This is a genomic window from Methylopila henanensis (assembly GCF_042681025.1).
GTDB classification, from domain to species: Bacteria; Pseudomonadota; Alphaproteobacteria; order Rhizobiales; family Methylopilaceae; genus Methylopila; species Methylopila henanensis.
Genome location: NZ_JBHUER010000001.1, coordinates 287,506 through 304,517, shown reverse-complemented (window position 1 = coordinate 304,517; position 17,012 = coordinate 287,506). Strand labels below are relative to the sequence as shown.

Here is a 17,012-nt window from a genome sequence, read left to right as displayed (position 1 = left end):
GGGTCAGGGCGCCGCGAAAGCTCGTCGGGTCTTGGTCCATCGTCGTCTCCTGCGCTCTCGGCTCGTGGCGTCCGCCGCGACGTCTTCGCGGCGTTTCGTGAAGCCAATATGAGCGCGCCCGGACCTTCGCAGGATTGGCGGTTTCGACATAAACCGGGCCGAAAACGACAATAGCCATGTCTTCGAAAGGAAACATGGCGCAGAGCCCGGCCCTGCCCTCCCCGCAGTTTTCCACATAGGCGGGCCGGCCGCTCGCGCGCCCGCGAAAGCGTTGCAGGCGCGGGGATTCCGAAGCCTCGACCTGTCCGTTTTTCACCTTTGATTCACGACTCGCCGACACCATATGTTGTGTGTTGAGCGTGGCAGGCGCGCCATAGATAGCGTGGATAAGAGGCCATTAACCCCACTACCGCCTCGACGGCCCGGCGCGACTCGCGTTAGCCTCCGGGTCCTCGTCGGGTGATCGCCAGCAGGCGTCGCCGGCGGCCCGCTTCACGTCACGACCGGATGGCCCGCCTGCCCTCCGCTTCGCATCCGCGCAGCCTCGTTGCGCGGAAACGCCCCTTTGCGCGTTACCCTCGGGGGGACGTCGCGCAGACCACGTTCTGGAGCTTCGGATCCATGCGCATCGAACGTCGCTACACCACAGCCGGCCAGTCGCCCTACGCGACGATCGCGTTTCGCAAGGCGACCAGCGAGATCCGCAATCCGGACGGCTCGACCGTGTTCCGCGCCGCCGACATCGACGTGCCGGAGGCCTGGAGCCAGGTCGCGGTCGACATCCTGGCGCAGAAGTACTTCCGCAAGGCCGGGGTGCCCGCGAAGCTGAAGCCGGTCGAGGAGAACACGGTTCCCTCCTGGCTCTGGCGCTCGGTCGCCGACCAGGACGCGCTCGCCGCCCTGCCCGAGGCCGAGCGCTTCTCCGGGGAGCGCGACGCCCGTCAGGTGTTCGACCGCCTCGCCGGCGCCTGGACCTACTGGGGCTGGACCCACCGCTACTTCGACCAGGAGGAAGACGCGCGCGCCTTCTTCGACGAGCTCGCCTACATGCTCGCGACCCAGAAGGCCGCGCCGAACTCGCCGCAGTGGTTCAACACAGGCCTGCACTGGGCCTACGGCATCGACGGCCCGTCCCAGGGCCATTTCTACGCCGACCACCGGACCGGCGAGGTGCGCGCCTCCGAGAGCGCCTATGAGCGGCCGCAGCCGCACGCCTGCTTCATCCAGGGCGTCTCCGACGACCTCGTGAACGACGGCGGCATCATGGACCTGTGGGTGCGCGAGGCGCGCCTGTTCAAGTACGGCTCCGGCACCGGTTCCAACTTCTCCCAGCTCCGCGGCGAAGGCGAGCGGCTCTCGGGCGGCGGCAAGTCGTCGGGCCTGATGTCGTTCCTCAAGATCGGCGACCGCGCCGCCGGCGCCATCAAGTCGGGCGGCACCACGCGCCGCGCGGCTAAGATGGTCGTGGTCGACGCCGACCACCCGGACATCGAGAACTACGTCTCCTGGAAGGTGAAGGAGGAGCAGAAGGTCGCGGCGCTCGTCACCGGCTCCAAGGTCGTCCGCAAGCACCTCAAGGCGATCGTGAAAGCCTGCGTCAACTGCGACGGCCCGGACGGCGACTGCTCCAACCCGGAGAAGAACCCCGCGCTCAAGCGCGAGGTGAAGCTCGCCCGCAAGGCCATGGTGCCGGACAGCCTGATCAAGCGCGTGCTGCAGCAGGCGGCGCAGGGCGTGACCGACGTCGACTTCGACACCTACACCACGGACTGGGACGGCGAGGCCTATCTCACCGTCGCGGGCCAGAACTCCAACAACTCGGTGCGCGTCACCGACGACTTCCTGCGCGCGGTCGAGACCGACGGCGACTGGAATCTCATCGGCCGCACCACCGGCAAGGTCACCAAGACGCTGAAGGCCCGCGGGCTGTGGGATCAGGTGTCCTACGCCGCCTGGGCCTGCGCCGACCCCGGCATCCAGTTCCACACCACCGTCAACGACTGGCACACCTGCCCGGCTTCAGGCCCGATCCGCGCCTCGAACCCGTGCTCGGAGTACATGTTCCTCGACGACACGGCCTGCAATCTCGCCTCGCTGAACCTGCTGCAGTTCCGCCGCGCGGATAAGTCGTTCGACGTCGAGTCCTACGCCCACGCCTGCCGGCTGTGGACGATCGTGCTCGAGATCTCGGTGCTGATGGCGCAGTTCCCGTCGCGCCAGATCGCGGCGCTCTCCTGGCGCTACCGCACGCTCGGCATCGGCTACGCGAACATCGGCGGCCTGCTGATGTCCTCCGGCGTCGCCTATGACAGCGCGGAAGCCCGCGCGATCTGCGGCGCGCTCTCCGCGCTGATGACCGGCACGGCCTACGCCACCTCCGCCGAGATGGCCGGCGAGCTCGGCGCGTTCGAGGGCTACCCGGAAAACCGCGAGCACATGCTCCGCGTCATCCGCAACCACGCCCGCGCCGCCCGCAGCGAGTCGACCGGCTACGAGAGCCTTGCCACCCTGCCCGTCCCGCTCGACGCCGGCTCCTGCCCCGACCAGTCGATCGTCTCGGCCGCCCGCGCGGCCTGGGACCGCGCGCTGTCGCTCGGCGAACAGAACGGCTTCCGCAACGCGCAGGTCTCCGTCATCGCGCCGACTGGCACGATCGGCCTCGTGATGGACTGCGACACCACCGGCATCGAGCCCGACTTCGCGCTGGTGAAGTTCAAGAAGCTCGCCGGCGGCGGCTACTTCAAGATCATCAACCGCGCGGTGCCGGAAGCTCTGCGCGCGCTCGGCTACGCCGAGCACCAGATCGCCGAGATCGAGGCCTACGCCGTGGGCCACGGCTCGCTCGCCCAGGCGCCCGCCATCAACCCCGGCTCGCTCCGCGCCAAGGGTTTCCCGGACGAGGCGATCCAGGCGCTCGAGGCCGCGGCGAAGTCCGCCTTCGACGTCAAGTTCATCTTCAACAAATGGACGCTCGGCGAGGCCTTCCTTACGCAAGGCTTGAAGGTTCCGGCGGAGAAGCTCGAGGACCCGTCCTTCGACCTGCTCAGCCACCTCGGCTTCTCGAAGGCCGACGTCGAGGCCGCGAACACCCATGTCTGCGGCGCGATGACGGTCGAGGGCGCCCCGCACCTGAAGGTCGAGCACTACCCCGTGTTCGACTGCGCCAACCCCTGCGGGCGCACCGGCAAGCGCTTCCTCTCGGTCGAGAGCCACATCCGCATGATGGCGGCGGCGCAGCCCTTCATCTCGGGCGCGATCTCCAAGACCATCAACATGCCGAACGACGCGACGGTGGAGGACTGCTCCGCGGCCTACATGCTGTCGTGGAAGCTCGCGCTGAAGGCGAACGCGCTCTACCGCGACGGCTCCAAGCTCTCGCAGCCGCTCTCGGCCCAGCTGATCGCGGACGAGGACGACGAGGACGACGCCGTCGAGGCGCTGGTCGCGCAGCCGTCCGCCGCCCGCACCGCGCAGGTGATCGAGAAGATCGTCGAGCGCGTGCAGCTTCAGGTGGTCCGCGAGCGCGAGAAGCTGCCGGGCCGCCGCAAGGGCTACACCCAGAAGGCCATCGTCGGCGGCCACAAGGTGTATCTCCGCACCGGCGAATACGACGACGGCCGCATCGGCGAGATCTTCATCGACATGCACAAGGAAGGCGCGGCCTTCCGCTCGGTTATGAACAACTTCGCCATCGCGGTCTCGCTCGGCCTGCAGTACGGCGTGCCGCTCGAGGAGTATGTGGAGGCCTTCACCTTCACCCGCTTCGAGCCGGCCGGCTTCGTGCAGGGCAACGACACCATCAAGAACGCGACCTCGATCCTCGACTACGTGTTCCGCGAGCTCGCGATCTCCTACCTCTCCCGCTACGACCTCGCCCATGTGGACCCGTCCGACATCTCGCCGGACGCGATCGGCGGCGGCGTCGAGCAGGGCAAGGCGCCCGTGGTTCCGGTGTCCAAGGGTCTTCTGCGCGGGCGGCAGCTTTCGGCCGTGCCGGGCGTCGGCGGCACGCCGGAGCCCAAGGGCTCGTCCAACGTCACCGCCATCGGCGGCTCCCGCCCCGCGACGACGGCCGGCCTCGCCGTCCAGGGCGCGACCGCGCTGAAGCGCGAGCCGCAAGCCGCCCCGGCCACGGAAGAGGCGCTCGGCCACCTCGCCTGGGAGGCCCCGAAGGAGGTCGCCTCTGCGCCCAAGACCGCCGACGCCCGCCGGGCCGAAGCGCGGCTCAAGGGCTACGAAGGCGAAAACTGCTCGGAGTGCGGCAACTTCACCATGGTCCGCAACGGAACCTGCCTGAAGTGCGACACGTGCGGCTCGACAAGCGGGTGTAGCTGAAGAAAGTTCTCGCGATGGGCCTTCTCGGCGAAATTCAGTCATCCTTGATGGATAGCTCCGGCGCGATCTCTGGGAGGAGATCGCGTCGTGACGCTCCGGCGCTGTAACCGCGCCCGTCTCCTTGGGCTTGGGCCCTCAGGATCCACCCGGCGCGGACGCGCCGGCGACAGATGGATAGCCGGGTCAAGCCCGGGCATGACGGCCGAGGCCCTGTCCGGATATTGCAGCCCAGCCAGGACGGACCTGCTGCTCCCTTCGAAACGCCCCTGTCATGGTTCGGCCGACCGGACCATTAATCCATTCTGCCGTCTGACATCGCCGGCCTGACGCGCCCGCCCATGGCGGCCGGACGCGCGCGGCCGGGCGGTCAGCGCTCCTCGCCCATCTCCTCGACGAGCCGCCGCATCAGTTCGGCGGCCGGCAGCTCGCGCGCGAGCGGGGCGCCCTGCCCGGCCCAGAACGCCGCGGCGTCGTCGCTTCCCCGGGCGGAGGCCGCGGCGTGGAGCGCCTTGCCGGCGTCGTAGGCGACGGGATAGGCGGGCGCGGGCGGCGCGCCGGGGGCGGCGGCCTCGCGCATCAGGCGGTTCGTAAGCCCGCGCGCGGGGCGGCCGGAGATCGCCGAGGTCAGCCGCGTGTCGAAGGCGCGCGGGCTCTTCTGCGCCGCGCGGTAGGCCGGGCCGGCGGCGCTCTCGGGACAGAGCGCGAAGGCGGTGCCGAGCTGCGCGCCGGCGGCCCCGAGCGCGAGCGCCGCCCGCACGCCGCGCCCGTCCATGATCCCGCCGGCCGCAAGCACCGGGATGCGCGCCCGCCGCGCGATCAGGCTGACGAGCACGCTCGCGCTCAAGGCGGCGTCGGGCGCCTCGACCTCGAACATGCCGCGGTGGCCGCCAGCCTCGACGCCCTGCGCCACGATCACGTCGATCCCGGCGGCCTCGATCAGCTCCGCCTCGTCCGGATTGGTGGCGGTCGCCATGGTCACGACGCCCGCGGCGCGGAACGCTTCCACATGGGTCCGCGGCGGCAGCCCGAAATGGAAGCTGACGACCTTCGGCCGCGCCTCCAGCAGCAACCGGAAGGCCTCGTCGTCCTGCAGATAGCTCTTGTAGATCTCAGCCAGCGCCGCGGGAGGCTCCGCCCCGAACGCCGCGAACAGCGGCGCCAGCCAGCGCAGCCAGGCGGCCTCGCGGTCGGCGTCGCGAACCGCCGGCGGATGGCAGAACACGTTGACGTTGAAGGGCTTCGCCGTCAGCGCCTTCGTCGCGGCGATCATGTCCCGCGCCGCCTTACCCCCGCTCGCGCCGATCGCGATCGACCCGAGACCGCCGGCGTCGGAGACGGCCGCGGCGAGCTGAGGGGTGGAGACGCCCGCCATCGGCGCCTGGACGATCGGGGCCGCCGCTCCGACGAGGGCGAGGAAGCGGTCGGTCGAGGTCGTTGCGGCCAGTGCCATCGCGGCGCTCCTGCGGTCCCGGAGCCCCCGATCTGGAGGCTTCGGGCCGAAAGCTCAACCCGCGGCGTTCGAGGTCGCAGGCTCTCGCGCCGGCTCCGGCCGCCGCGGCTCCGCCACGCGCCGGGCCGCGGAGGCCGCGGCGGCGGAGGCGTCCGGCAGGTCGAGCCGGACCACGAGGCCGTGGGGCTCGCCGTCGCGCAGCTCCATCGTCCCGCCATGACCGCCGACGACCTCATGGACGATCGACAGGCCGAGGCCGAACCCGCCCGGCGCGCTGGAGCTGCGGCTGGCGTCGCCCTTGAAGAAGGGCTCGATCACCTTGGCGCGCATCGCCTCGGGAACGCCGGCGCCGTCGTCGACGACCTCGATACGCACGCCGCCGCCCGGCAGCGGCTCGAGCCGCACCATGACGACGCCGGCGAACTTCAGTCCGTTGTCGACGAGATTGGTGACCGCCCGCGCCAGCGATTGCGGCTTGCAGGCGAAGGTCAGCCGGTCCGGCCCCTCGTAGGAGGCCGGCATATCCATGTTCGCGAAGTCGTGGCAGACCGTCTGGAGCAGGCTCGGCAGGTCGACGCGCTGCGTCGTCTCGGTCGCGACCTCCCGCCGAAGATAGGTCAGCGTCTCCTGGATCATCGCGTCGATGCGGCTGATGTCGGTCAGCATGGCGTCGCGGAGCGCCGGATCGGTCGAGCGCTCGGCCCGCATGCGCAGCCGCGTCAGGGGCGTGCGCAGGTCGTGGCTGATGGCGCGCACCATGCGGGTGCGGCCGTCGATCATGTCCCGGATGCGGGCGCGCATGTCGTTGAGAGCCCGCGCGAGCGCGCTGATCTCCCGCGGGCCGCGCTCGTCGAACGGCCGGTCCGGGCCTTCGTCGGGGCTCAGGTCCTGCGCTGCGCGGGCGAAACTCGTCAGCGGCGCCATGATGACCGCGCCGGCGTAGATCGACAGCAGCAGCATCGGGACCACGATGATCAGGATCTTCATCGCGAAGAACAGGCGTTCCGGGTGCAGCAGCGGCAGCGGCGGACGCGGGGTCGGCGCGAAGGCGAGCGCCGCGCCGTCGGGAAGGCGCACGGCGATGACATCGCCTTCCGAGCCCGCCGACGTCCGGCGCCGGACCTCCGCGTCGAGCGACGCGCCGAACGCCTTGTGGATGTCGGCGAGATCGCAGTCGCCGCTCGTCGGCGGCGCGAGTTCGCTCCGCGCGGCCTGCGCGGACATCCGCTCGACCTTCAGCCCGGTCGCGCTCGTCGCCGCCATGATCGCCTCGGCCGCCTGCGGGCTCCCCGCGGCGTCGAGCTGGGAGACAACCGTCTGGATCCGGATCGCGACCTTGCTCGCATAGGGCGCCTTGTTTTCCGCGCTGTGCAGCAGGCTCACCACCAGCACCATGACCAGCACGGGCGTGATCGCCAGGAAGAGGATCTGGCGGCGGATCGACCCGCACAGGAACAGGCTGCGCCAGCGGCTCATGACGCTTCGACCACGGGCGTGAACAGGTAGCCGCCAAGCCGCACCGTCTTGATGAAGCTCGGGTCCTTCGGGTTCGGCTCGATCTTCTGACGGATGCGGCTGACGTGGACGTCGACGCTGCGCTCGACCGGGCCCGCGACGCCCGCATGGGTCAGGGACAGAAGCTGCTCGCGGGTCAGGACCTGGCCGGCGTTCTGGCACAGCGCGACGAGCAGATCGAACTCGGCGGTGGTCATGAACACCTGCGCGCCGGCGCAGTCCACCAGCGTCCGCGCGACCGGATCGATCGTCCAGCCCGCGAAGGTCATCGCGCTCTTCCGGCCGGGGCGCTCCGAGCCGTAGGAGGCGCGGCGGAGCAGGCCCTTGATCCGGGCGAGCAGCTCGCGGGTGTTGAACGGCTTGGTGACGTAGTCGTCGGCGCCGAACTCGAGGCCGACGATGCGATCGACGTCGGTCGCTACGGCGGTGAGCATGACGATCGGCGTCCGCGCCTCCGCCCGCAGCCGCCGGCAGATGCTGAAGCCGTCCTCTCCCGGCAGCATGACGTCGAGCACGATCAGGTCGAACGACTGCCGGCGCAACAGCCGGTCCATCTCGGCGCCGGACTGCGCGGCGACGGCGACATAACCGTTCTGCGTCAGCGTCTCGGCCAGCATATCGGCGATGTCGCGGTCGTCCTCCACGAGGAGGATCGTCGCCGGCGGCTCAGGCGCGCAGTTCTGGAAGGACTGAAGCTGCATATTCATCAAACGCGGTTCCGCGACTTTAGCGGCCCAAGGTCCCACGTAACCGCCCCCGCTGTCACCAAACGAGATGTTTTGTTTTGTGAAGGTGGACGAAACACGGGCCGACGCCCGATGACGGCGAGCCGCCGCTATCCGAAATCCACGCCGGTGAGCGCTTTCGAGTAGCGCCAGAGCCGGGTCGCGGCGTCCAAGTCCAGCGCCTGCGGCGGGATCCGCGCCGGCGCCGGATGTCCGCGCGTCTCGCCGAGCCTGTCGGGCCCGTAGTACCCGCCGGGCTTCGCCTCCGGCGCCGTGGCGGCGAAAAGCGTCGGCAGCGCGCCCTGCGCCGGCGGCTGGAACAGGAACCAGAGCGCGGAGCGGAGGACGCCCGCGACGCTGAGGCGGCCGGGCGCGTTGTGCAGCAGATCCGTGCGCGAGATGCCGGGATGGGCGGCGATGCTGGCGATTCCCATTCCGGCGGCCTCGCTGCGGCGCTGCAGCTCGAAGGCGAACATCAGGCAGGCGAGCTTCGACTGGCTGTAGGCCGTCATCGGCTGATAGCCTTTCTCGGCGTTGAGGTCGCCGAAGTCGATCGCTCCGTTGCGCGCCGCGACGCTCGACAGCGTCACCACGCGCGGCTTTCGGCCCTTCTGCAGGAGAGGGGCAAGACGCCCGGTCAGCGCGAAGTGGCCGAGATAGTTCGTGCCGAGCTGCAGCTCCAGCCTGTCCACGGTCTCCATGCGACGCGGCGGGGTCATCACGCCGGCGTTGTTGACCAGAAGATCGAGACTGTCCGTCCGGGCCCGCATCCGTTCGCCAAAGGCGAACACCGACCTCAGGTCGGCGAGGTCGAGCAGTTCGAACCGGACGTCCGACGACGGCGCCTCGCGACGGATGCGCGCGACCGCCGCCTCGCCCTTCCTGACGTCCCGCCCGGCGACGACGACCGCGCCGCCGGCGCGGGCCAGGGCGAGCGCGGTTTCATAGCCGAGCCCGCCGGCGCCGGTGACGACGGCGGACCGGCCCTTCTGGGACGGCATGTCGGCTAGAGACCACTTCGCCATGACGTGTTCGTTGTCCTTCAGAGGCCCGCTGTCGCGGGCTGGTCCCGGCGCCGGAACGGAAGAGCGGCCGTCGCCTCGCCGGTCAGCGCCAGGAGGGCGTTGGCGACCGCCGGCGCGATCGGAGGCACGCCCGGCTCGCCCATGCCGGTCGGCCGGGCGGTCGAGCGGATGATGTGCGTTTCGACGGCCGGCATCTCGTTCATGCGCAGGAGCGGGTAGCCGTCGAAATTGGTCTCCTGAACGAGGCCGTCCTTCAGCGTGATCGCCCCGTGGAGCGCCGCGGAGAGGCCGTAGCCGACCCCGCCCTCCATCTGCGCCGCGATCTGATCGGGCGAGATCGCGATCCCGCAGTCGACCACCGCGACGACCCTGCGGACCGCGGGACGGCCGCCCTCGAGCCGGACCTCCGCGACCTGGCCCACGACGGTTCCGAAGCTTTCGTGGACCGCCATGCCGCGCGCCCAGCCGGGCTCGAGCCGTTCGCCCCAGCCCGCCCTGCGGCGGAGTTCGTCCAGCACGACGAGCCGCCGGCTCGCGTTCGCCTTTTCATAGAGCGCGCGCCGGTACTCGGCGGGATCGCGGCCGGCCCGCCGCGCCAGCTGGTCGACGATGTGCTCCATCACCATGGCGGTGTGCGAATGCCCGACGGACCGCCAGAACCAGACCGGCGTCGGGGCGCTCGGCTCGAAGATCTTTCCGTCCACGACCGAGGCGGTCGAGAAGTACGGAGAGTCCCTCACGCCCTCGACGGTGAAGTCGTTTCCGATGAAAAACAGCGGCTGGGCGACCACATGATGGCGCCATCGGGCGGGAAAACCGTCCGCGCCGATCTCCACCCATGCGCGATGGTGCGCCATCGGCCGGTAATAGCCGCCGGTGATGTCGTCCTCGCGGGTCCAGATCAGCTTCACCGGACGCCCGTTCGTGCGCTTGGCGATCCGCAGGCATTCGATGAGATAATCCGCCGACAGGACCCCGCGGCGGCCGAAGGAGCCGCCGGCCGGCAGCACCTTGATGTCGACCTTTCCCGGAAGCGTGAGCGCGACGCGCGCGGCCTGGACCTGATCGATCGTCGGCATCTGCGATCCCGAGATGATCTCGACGCTCCAGCCGTCGATGCGGGCGACGCAATCGGGGGTCTCCATGGGCGCGTGGGCGAGATAGGGAAAGTCGAACGCGAACTCCACGGCGCCTTGGCCGAACGCGGTCTCGGGATCGCCGACGGTCTGGAAGGCGGCCGGTTTGATGTCCGAGCGGCCGTCCGCGATCTCGCGGTGCTCGCGGACGAGCTCCGCCGAGGAGCGCTTCTCGGCCCCGCTGTCGTCCCATTCGACCTTGAGAGCGTCACGCCCCAGCTTCGCCGCGAAGGTGTTCTCGGCGGCGACCGCCACGCCGCTCTCGATCGCGAAGACGTCGACCACGCCCGCGATCTTGAGCGCCTCGGCCGCGTCGAACCTCACCAGCGCGCCGCCGAAGCGCGGGCTGCGCGCCACCATCGCGGTCAGCATGCTCGGCAGATGGACGTCCTGCGTGTAGACCTGCCGACCGGAGCTCTTCGGGAGGCTGTCCTTGCGGCGGACCCGGTCGGTTCCGATCAGCTGGTAGGCTTCGGGCCGCTTCAGCTCCGGGGCGTCGGGCGGGGTCTGCCGCGAGGCCTCCTCCAGCAGCTCGGCGAAGCTCGCCGACATGCCGGAGTTCAGGTCCGACACGACGCTGTCGAGCACCACGAGCGATTCTTCGGGCGCGTCCCAGCGCTGGGCGGCGGCCGCGACGAACATCGCCCGTGCGGCGGCGCCCGCGTTGCGCAACGTGTCCCAGGCGCCGGCGATCGACCCCGATCCGGCGGTGAGCTGAGGCCCGTAGGCGCGGAAGTTGCCATGCGCGTCGACGACGCGGACGCGGTCCCAGTCCGCGTCGAGCTCCTCCGCCACCATCGCGGCGAGCCCGGCGTGGACGCCCTGCCCCATCTCCTGGTGCTTGTTGACGATGGTGACCCAGCCGTCCGCGGAGATGCGGATGAACGGACCGAACACGCTCGGTTCCGGGTCTCCTCCGCCGGCCTGCAGGATGGCGCCGATGGTCTCGACGGGGCGGGTCGCGGCGTAGCCGACGATCAGCGCGCCGCCCACGAGCGTCCCGCCGAGGATCAGCCTGCGGCGCGACATCCGGAAGCCGCCCCGGGAGGCCGGCGCTTCGGTAACGGCGGGGCTCATGTCCGGCCTCCTTCGCCGTCGGCCTGCCGACGGAGCTGCCCCGCGGCGTCGTGGATCGCGGCGCGGATGCGGTTGTAGGTGGCGCAGCGGCAGAGGTTCCCGCTCATCGCGGCGTCGATGTCTTCGTCGGTCGGCGACGGCGTCTCGCGAAGCAGAGCGATCGCGCTCATGACCTGGCCGGACTGGCAGAAGCCGCATTGCGGCACGTCGCGCCGCACCCAGGCGTCGCGGACGGCTTCGGCCTCCGCGCCGGCGATCGCTTCGATCGTCGTGATCCGTGAGGTGGCGAGATCGGCCAGCGTGAGCGAGCAGGATCGCGCGGGCTGACCGTCGACATGCACCGTGCAGGCGCCGCACAGGCCGGCGCCGCAGCCGTATTTCGAACCCGTGAGCTTCAGCGTGTCGCGGAGAACCCAGAGCAGGGGCGTGCGGCCGTCCGCCTCGACCCGATGAATCTCGCCGTTGATCGTGAGGGAATGCGCCATGGGATCAGCCCTCCCCGCCGGGCCGCCGCGGGGCGCGGCGCTGAATCCGGTACACCGTGGCCGGCGGCATGTTCGCGAGCGCGCGGCCGACGCGGCTGGCCTTCAGGCCGAGCCGATCGAGGATCGGCCGGGGAACCGGACAGTTCGGCCCATAGGTGAACTGGTAGAACGCGCCGCCCGGCTTCAGATGGCTGAAAGCGCCGTCCAGAATCATGATCACCTTGCGGGGCTTCATCGAGAGCAGCGGCAGCCCGCTCACCACGGCGCCGGCCTTTTCGCCGTCGAACAGCGCGACGTGGCGCAGCGCGGAGGCGTCCATCCAGAGCGTGCGCGCCTCGGGGAAGCGAAGCTGCAGCAGCGTCGCGAACTCGGAGCCTGTCTCGATCAGCGCCAGCCGATGCTCCGGGACGCCGCGTTCGAGCAGCGCCTGGGTGAAGACGCCGGTGCCGGGCCCGAGCTCGATCACGGCGCCGACGTTCCGGTCGATCTCCGCGGTCATCACCCTCGCGAGGGTCGCGCCGGACGGAAGGATCGCTCCCACGCGCAGAGGAGCGGTCAGCCATTCCCTGATGAAGGTGAGGCCGTCGAAGGTCGTCGTGACGTTCATGGACTGGTTCCTGTCGGTCGCGGAGCGGACGGGGGAGCCGCTTCAGCCGCTTGGGAGACAGAACCGTGAGGCGCCGAAAGGTTGCTTTGGATTGCGTGTTGTTAAGAGATGTTTCCGGCTGGAAGCGAGGACCCTGACGTCCTCCGAATATTTCTTAACATCTCTCAATCCAACGCAACCGCGCCGCGGCGCATGGTTTCGGTCAGACGGCGAACGACGCGGCGGCTCGAGGGCCACCGGGACGTCGCCGAAACGAAACCGGGAGCGCCGCATGAGCCTTTCGAAAGCAATCGTCGCCCGGCTGGTCCGGACCGGCTGCCTCGGAGCGTCGCTGATGCTCACCTCGGAGGCGATGGGAGCCGTCGTGGTTTCAGGCGAGACAGTCGTGGCCGAGGCCTGCGCGGCCGCCGGGCCGGCCTGCGGAGGCGAGTCATGATCCGCTGGCCGACGTGGAGAGGCCTGCGCTGGCTGGCGCTTCTGCTGCTCCCCTTGCCCGCAATGATCGGCTACGCCGAGAGCCGCGACCCGATCGCCACGATGACCAAGATCTCCAACAGCGCCGCCAAGGGCGACCGCCTTCCCATGGCCGCCGAAGCGGATGGCGCGCAGACGTTCTGCGCGCCTGACCCTCGGGGCCGCGCCGGGAGCGTCTGCGCCGGCCGGAGATAGACGAGATCGGATCAGGGAGCCCCATTCACTGATCTGATTGGCGGTCGGCGGCATGTCCCCACCGACGACCGCTAAGGCCACCGAAGGCGACCAGGAGCACGGGCGCCTTCGGTGGCCGCACGCCTTGCGGCGCGGTCGCGCTCACGCGGCCCCGCTTTCCCGCTTTTGAAAATCCGGCGCCGCATCCCGATATCAGGGCCACGATCGAACCCTGAGGAGACGGCGATGACCACTGCGACCGAGCGTGCGGTTCTGGCGGGCGGATGCTTCTGGGGCATGCAGGACCTGATCCGCAGGCAGCCGGGCGTGGTTTCGACCCGCGTCGGCTACACGGGCGGCGACGTCCCCAACGCCACCTACCGCAATCATGGAACCCACGCCGAGGCGATCGAGATCGTCTACGACCCGGCCGTGACGAGCTTCCGGCGCATGCTGGAGTTCTTCTTCCAGATCCACGACCCGACCACCCTGAACCGGCAGGGCAACGACGTCGGCCTGAGCTATCGCTCCGCGATCTTCGTCCTGGACGACGACCAGAAGCGGATCGCCGAGGAGACCATCGCCGACGTGAACGCCTCGGGGCTGTGGCCGGGCAAGGTGGCGACCGAGATCGCGCCGGCCGGCCCGTTCTGGGAAGCGGAGCCCGAGCATCAGGACTATCTCGAGCGCTATCCCAACGGCTACACCTGCCACTTCATCCGGCCGAACTGGCGGCTGCCCGCGCGCGAGGAGGTCCGCCGCGCCGGCTGAGCGGCCGCATCCGCGCGGGACGCGGCGGCGCGGAAGCGCCGTCGCCGTAAACGCGACGTTAACCCTTGCGGAACACATCTAGAACAGGTAGATATCTGTTCATGATTTGTTTTTGACGTCGCGGAGCCGGACATGTTGACCCGCAAGCAGTACGAGTTGCTGCGCTTCATCCATGAGCGGCTGAAGGAGACCGGCGTTCCCCCCTCGTTCGACGAGATGAAGGACGCGCTGGACCTCAAGTCCAAGTCCGGCATCCACCGCCTGATCATGGCGCTGGAGGAGCGCGGCTTCATCCGCCGTCTGCCGAACCGCGCGCGCGCCCTCGAGGTGCTGAAGCTTCCCGAGGCCGCGGCGCCGCCGGTGTCGCGCCCCGCCGGCCGCTTCACCCCCAGCGTCATCGAGGGCAATCTCGGCAAGGTCCGCCCGGCCCGTCCTCCGGCAGCGGAGGAAGACGAGGACGAGCGCATGGTGGCGATCCCGGTCATGGGCCGGATCGCCGCGGGCGTGCCGATCGAGGCCATCCAGGCGAAGAGCCACACCATCGCGGTGTCGCCCGACATGCTTTCGGCCGGCGAGCATTTCGCCCTCGAAGTGCGCGGCGATTCGATGATCGAGGCCGGCATTCTCGACGGCGACCTCGTGCTCATCCGCAAGCAGACCGTGGCCGACACCGGCGACATCGTGGTGGCGCTGGTGGACGACGAGGAGGCGACGCTGAAACGACTGCGCAAGCGCGGCGCTTCGATCGCTCTGGAAGCGGCGAACCCGGCCTACGAGACGCGCATCTTCGGTCCCGACCGGGTCGCGATCCAGGGCCGGCTTGTTGGGCTGATCCGCCGCTACTGATCGTCTGCGGCCCCCTGCTCGTCGGGCTCCTCCGGGACTTCGGTGGGATCGACGGCGTCTGACTCAGCGGAGGTCGGCGCGCGGCGCGGCGCGAACTGCAGTCGGAGAGCGACGTCGGGAGGGGGCTCGAAGCCGGCCGGCGACCACGGCCTGTCGCCTCCGGGCGTTCGTGCGGCTGTTCCTAGGAAGCGAGGGCCGTCGCGCTTGAGTTCGAGCGCGCCGGTCGCGGCGAGCGCGCGGCGGTCGACGACCGCGGCGCGGTCGAAGCAGGCGGGCGGCGCCTCGAGTCGCGTCACAACCAGCGTGGCGCGCCGGCAGTCCTCCTCGAATGCGCGCGGGTCCCAGACCAGCGCGGCGACGCCTCCGTCCGCAAGCGGCGCGACGCAGCCATAGGCGTCGCAGCGGCCTGCTCCTGCGGTCCGGCGGGCGCCTGAGGGCGGGCTTGGCGGCCCTTCGCCGTCGGCCGCGAGCCAGACCTTGGCGGCGAATCCGCTGCGCCCGGCGCCGACGAGCGCGAGCTTTCCGTCCGGCCCGCGCACCGCCATGGAGCGCCCGGCCGGATCGATCACCACGTCGGGCCGCGTCGGCCAGGCCGCGAGCGCGAACGCGGCGAGAATAGGCGCGACGGCGAGAAAGCGCAGCGGCGTCCGCCACAGGCAGAGCCAGCAGATCCCGAGCGCGAACAGGAGAAGCGAGGCCTCGCCGAAGGCGCCGGTCGCGCGCTCCGCGCCGGGCCAGGACGCGACGGCGCGGGCGATCGCGAGCACGCCGTCGAGGCCGAGGCCCATCAGCCGCCACCACGGCCCGTCGAGGCCGAGCGGCGCGAACAGCAGCCCGCCGACGACGCTCGGCATCACGATCAGGCTGATCAGCGGCGTCGCGAGCGCGTTGCCGGCGAGCGCATAGGGCGTCACGCGGTGGAAGTGGTAGGCGGCGAAGGGCGCTGTCGCGAGCCCCGCGACGAGGGTGGTGACAAGCGCGACCGCCGCCGCCGTCCCGAGCCAGCGGATCGCCGCGCCGAGCCGCGTCGTGGATTCGGGACGTTCGCGGCGGCGCGGCCAGGCCTCGAAGGTCGCGATCAGCGCGGCGACCGCGGCGAACGACATCTGGAAGCTCGGCCCGAGCAGCGCGTCGGGCGTCAGCGCCGTCACCGCGAGCGCCGCGAGCGCGAGGTTCCGCGGCGTCAGCGCCGGCCGGCCGATCAGGATGGCCGCGAACACGACGGCCGCCATGAGGAAAGCGCGCTGGGTCGCGACCTCCGCGCCGGAGAGCGCGAGATAGAACGCGGCCCCGCCGAGCGCCGCGACGGCTGCGATCTGCTTCACCGGCCAGCCGAGCGCGACGGTCTGCGACAGCGCGAGCGCCGCGCGCAGCAGCCAGAACAGCACGCCCGCGACCAGAGCCATGTGAAGGCCCGAGATCGAGAGGATATGGCTGAGGCCGGCGGCGCGTAGATCGTCGTCGACGTCCTGCTGGATGGGGCCGCGCACGCCCGTCACCAGCGCCGCCGCGACAGCGGCCTCGGGACCGCCCCCGATGGCCTGGACCACCCGTTCGGTCAGGCGGGCGCGCAGGCGCTCGACCGCGGCGGAGACCCGCTCCAGCGCCGTCTCCTCCACCGCCGGAGCGAGGCGCCGGACGTCCTTCGGCTGTGCGCCGGTCGCGCCCACGCCCTGGAAGAACGCGACGCGCGCGAAGTCGTAGCCTCCGGGCCGCACCGGGCCCTGCGGGGCGCGCCAGAACGCGGTCAGCGACACGCGGTCGCCGGCGTCGAGCGAAGGTTCCCGCCCGATCGTCACGCGCACCCGTCGTGGCGTCCCGGAGGCCTTGAGGTCGCCGAGCCGCTCGACCGCGACGGTCACGCGCCGCATGCCGCGGTCGCGGGGCTCGATCAGGACGACGCGGCCGACGACTTCGGCGCGCTGGGCGCGGGCGAGCTGCGGCGCCTCCGCCCGCACGGCTGCGATCTTCGCGGCGAGAAAACCGAGCGCGCCCGCCGCCAGCCCGAGCGTGACGCCGAGCGCGATGAAACGCCGCCGCGCCGCGATCACGCCCATGACGGCCGCTCCTGCGAGCAGGCTCGCGGCCCAAAGCTGCGGCTCTTCCGCCGCGGCGAAATAGACGATCACGCCGACGCCGAAGGCGACCGGAAACCAGAGCGCCGGCCGCCCGAGCTCGATCTCTTCGGCGAAATGGGCCGCGAACCAGCCACGGGCGGCCCGGAGGAGGCCAAGCGTGCCGCTGTCGCCGACGGAGCGCGCGCCCGGCAGCGCGATCGCCCGCGCGCCCCGCTTCCGCCCGTCGTAGCCCGGCTGCCCGCCCATGGCCGCGCTGTTTCCCCTGCTTGCGGCCCATGCTACACGGGCGCGCCTTCGCGCGAAGCGGCTTTGTC

The 17,012-nt window shown here is 70.7% G+C and carries 13 protein-coding genes; 5 read left to right on the top strand and 8 right to left on the bottom strand.

What is annotated here, in order from left to right:
* Positions 1 to 621 precede the first annotated feature (621 nt).
* On the top strand, positions 622 to 4,335 hold the full coding sequence (locus ACFSCV_RS01455) for a vitamin B12-dependent ribonucleotide reductase (protein WP_378796292.1): 3,714 nt from the start codon (positions 622 to 624) through the stop codon (positions 4,333 to 4,335).
* A 367-nt stretch (positions 4,336 to 4,702) separates the two neighbouring features.
* Here ACFSCV_RS01455 and ACFSCV_RS01450 read toward each other — a convergent pair whose 3' ends face one another.
* From ACFSCV_RS01450 to ACFSCV_RS01420, 7 genes are all read right to left on the bottom strand, one after another.
* Positions 4,703 to 5,785 (bottom strand): NAD(P)H-dependent flavin oxidoreductase, encoded by a 1,083-nt coding sequence (locus ACFSCV_RS01450; RefSeq protein ID WP_378796290.1) that lies wholly within the window; start codon positions 5,783 to 5,785, stop codon positions 4,703 to 4,705.
* Positions 5,786 to 5,839: 54 nt separating this feature from the next.
* The gene (locus ACFSCV_RS01445; protein WP_378796288.1) at positions 5,840 to 7,261 is read right to left on the bottom strand and encodes a sensor histidine kinase; all 1,422 of its coding nucleotides are present in this window, start codon (positions 7,259 to 7,261) and stop codon (positions 5,840 to 5,842) included.
* Positions 7,258 to 8,007, bottom strand: a complete 750-nt coding sequence (locus ACFSCV_RS01440; RefSeq protein ID WP_378796286.1) for a response regulator — start codon at positions 8,005 to 8,007, stop codon at positions 7,258 to 7,260. The genes ACFSCV_RS01445 and ACFSCV_RS01440 overlap by 4 nt, the downstream gene beginning before the upstream one ends.
* Before the next feature lie 128 nt (positions 8,008 to 8,135).
* Positions 8,136 to 9,050, bottom strand: a complete 915-nt coding sequence (locus ACFSCV_RS01435) for an oxidoreductase (RefSeq protein WP_378796284.1) — start codon at positions 9,048 to 9,050, stop codon at positions 8,136 to 8,138.
* A gap of 17 nt (positions 9,051 to 9,067) precedes the next feature.
* A complete protein-coding gene (locus ACFSCV_RS01430; RefSeq protein WP_378796282.1) occupies positions 9,068 to 11,263 on the bottom strand; it encodes a xanthine dehydrogenase family protein molybdopterin-binding subunit in 2,196 nt (731 codons plus the stop codon).
* Positions 11,260 to 11,748 (bottom strand): (2Fe-2S)-binding protein, encoded by a 489-nt coding sequence (locus ACFSCV_RS01425; RefSeq protein WP_378796280.1) that lies wholly within the window; start codon positions 11,746 to 11,748, stop codon positions 11,260 to 11,262. Before ACFSCV_RS01425 ends, ACFSCV_RS01430 begins: the two co-directional genes overlap by 4 nt.
* A gap of 4 nt (positions 11,749 to 11,752) precedes the next feature.
* Positions 11,753 to 12,355, bottom strand: coding sequence for a class I SAM-dependent methyltransferase (locus tag ACFSCV_RS01420; RefSeq protein ID WP_378796278.1), 603 nt, complete (start codon positions 12,353 to 12,355; stop codon positions 11,753 to 11,755).
* Between the two features lie 271 nt (positions 12,356 to 12,626).
* On the opposite strand from ACFSCV_RS01420, the gene ACFSCV_RS01415 reads away from it, so the two are divergent.
* The 4 genes from ACFSCV_RS01415 to lexA all read left to right on the top strand — a co-directional run bounded on the left by ACFSCV_RS01415 (position 12,627) and on the right by lexA (position 14,620).
* Positions 12,627 to 12,791 carry a hypothetical protein gene (locus tag ACFSCV_RS01415; protein WP_378796276.1) on the top strand — a complete coding sequence of 55 codons (165 nt, stop codon included), beginning with the start codon at positions 12,627 to 12,629 and terminating at the stop codon, positions 12,789 to 12,791.
* Entirely contained in the window at positions 12,788 to 13,024 is a 237-nt protein-coding gene (locus ACFSCV_RS01410) for a hypothetical protein (protein ID WP_378796274.1), read from the top strand. The genes ACFSCV_RS01415 and ACFSCV_RS01410 overlap by 4 nt, the downstream gene beginning before the upstream one ends.
* A gap of 225 nt (positions 13,025 to 13,249) precedes the next feature.
* Positions 13,250 to 13,774: a peptide-methionine (S)-S-oxide reductase MsrA gene (gene msrA, locus ACFSCV_RS01405; RefSeq protein WP_378796272.1), complete on the top strand. Its 525-nt coding sequence runs from the start codon at positions 13,250 to 13,252 to the stop codon at positions 13,772 to 13,774.
* A 132-nt stretch (positions 13,775 to 13,906) separates the two neighbouring features.
* Complete coding sequence (gene lexA, locus ACFSCV_RS01400; protein WP_378796270.1) at positions 13,907 to 14,620, top strand: transcriptional repressor LexA; 714 nt, start codon at positions 13,907 to 13,909, stop codon at positions 14,618 to 14,620.
* On the opposite strand, the gene ACFSCV_RS01395 is transcribed toward lexA, so the two are convergent.
* Positions 14,614 to 16,944, bottom strand: coding sequence for a ComEC/Rec2 family competence protein (locus ACFSCV_RS01395; protein ID WP_378796268.1), 2,331 nt, complete (start codon positions 16,942 to 16,944; stop codon positions 14,614 to 14,616). The genes lexA and ACFSCV_RS01395 overlap by 7 nt on opposite strands.
* Positions 16,945 to 17,012: the final 68 nt, after the last annotated feature.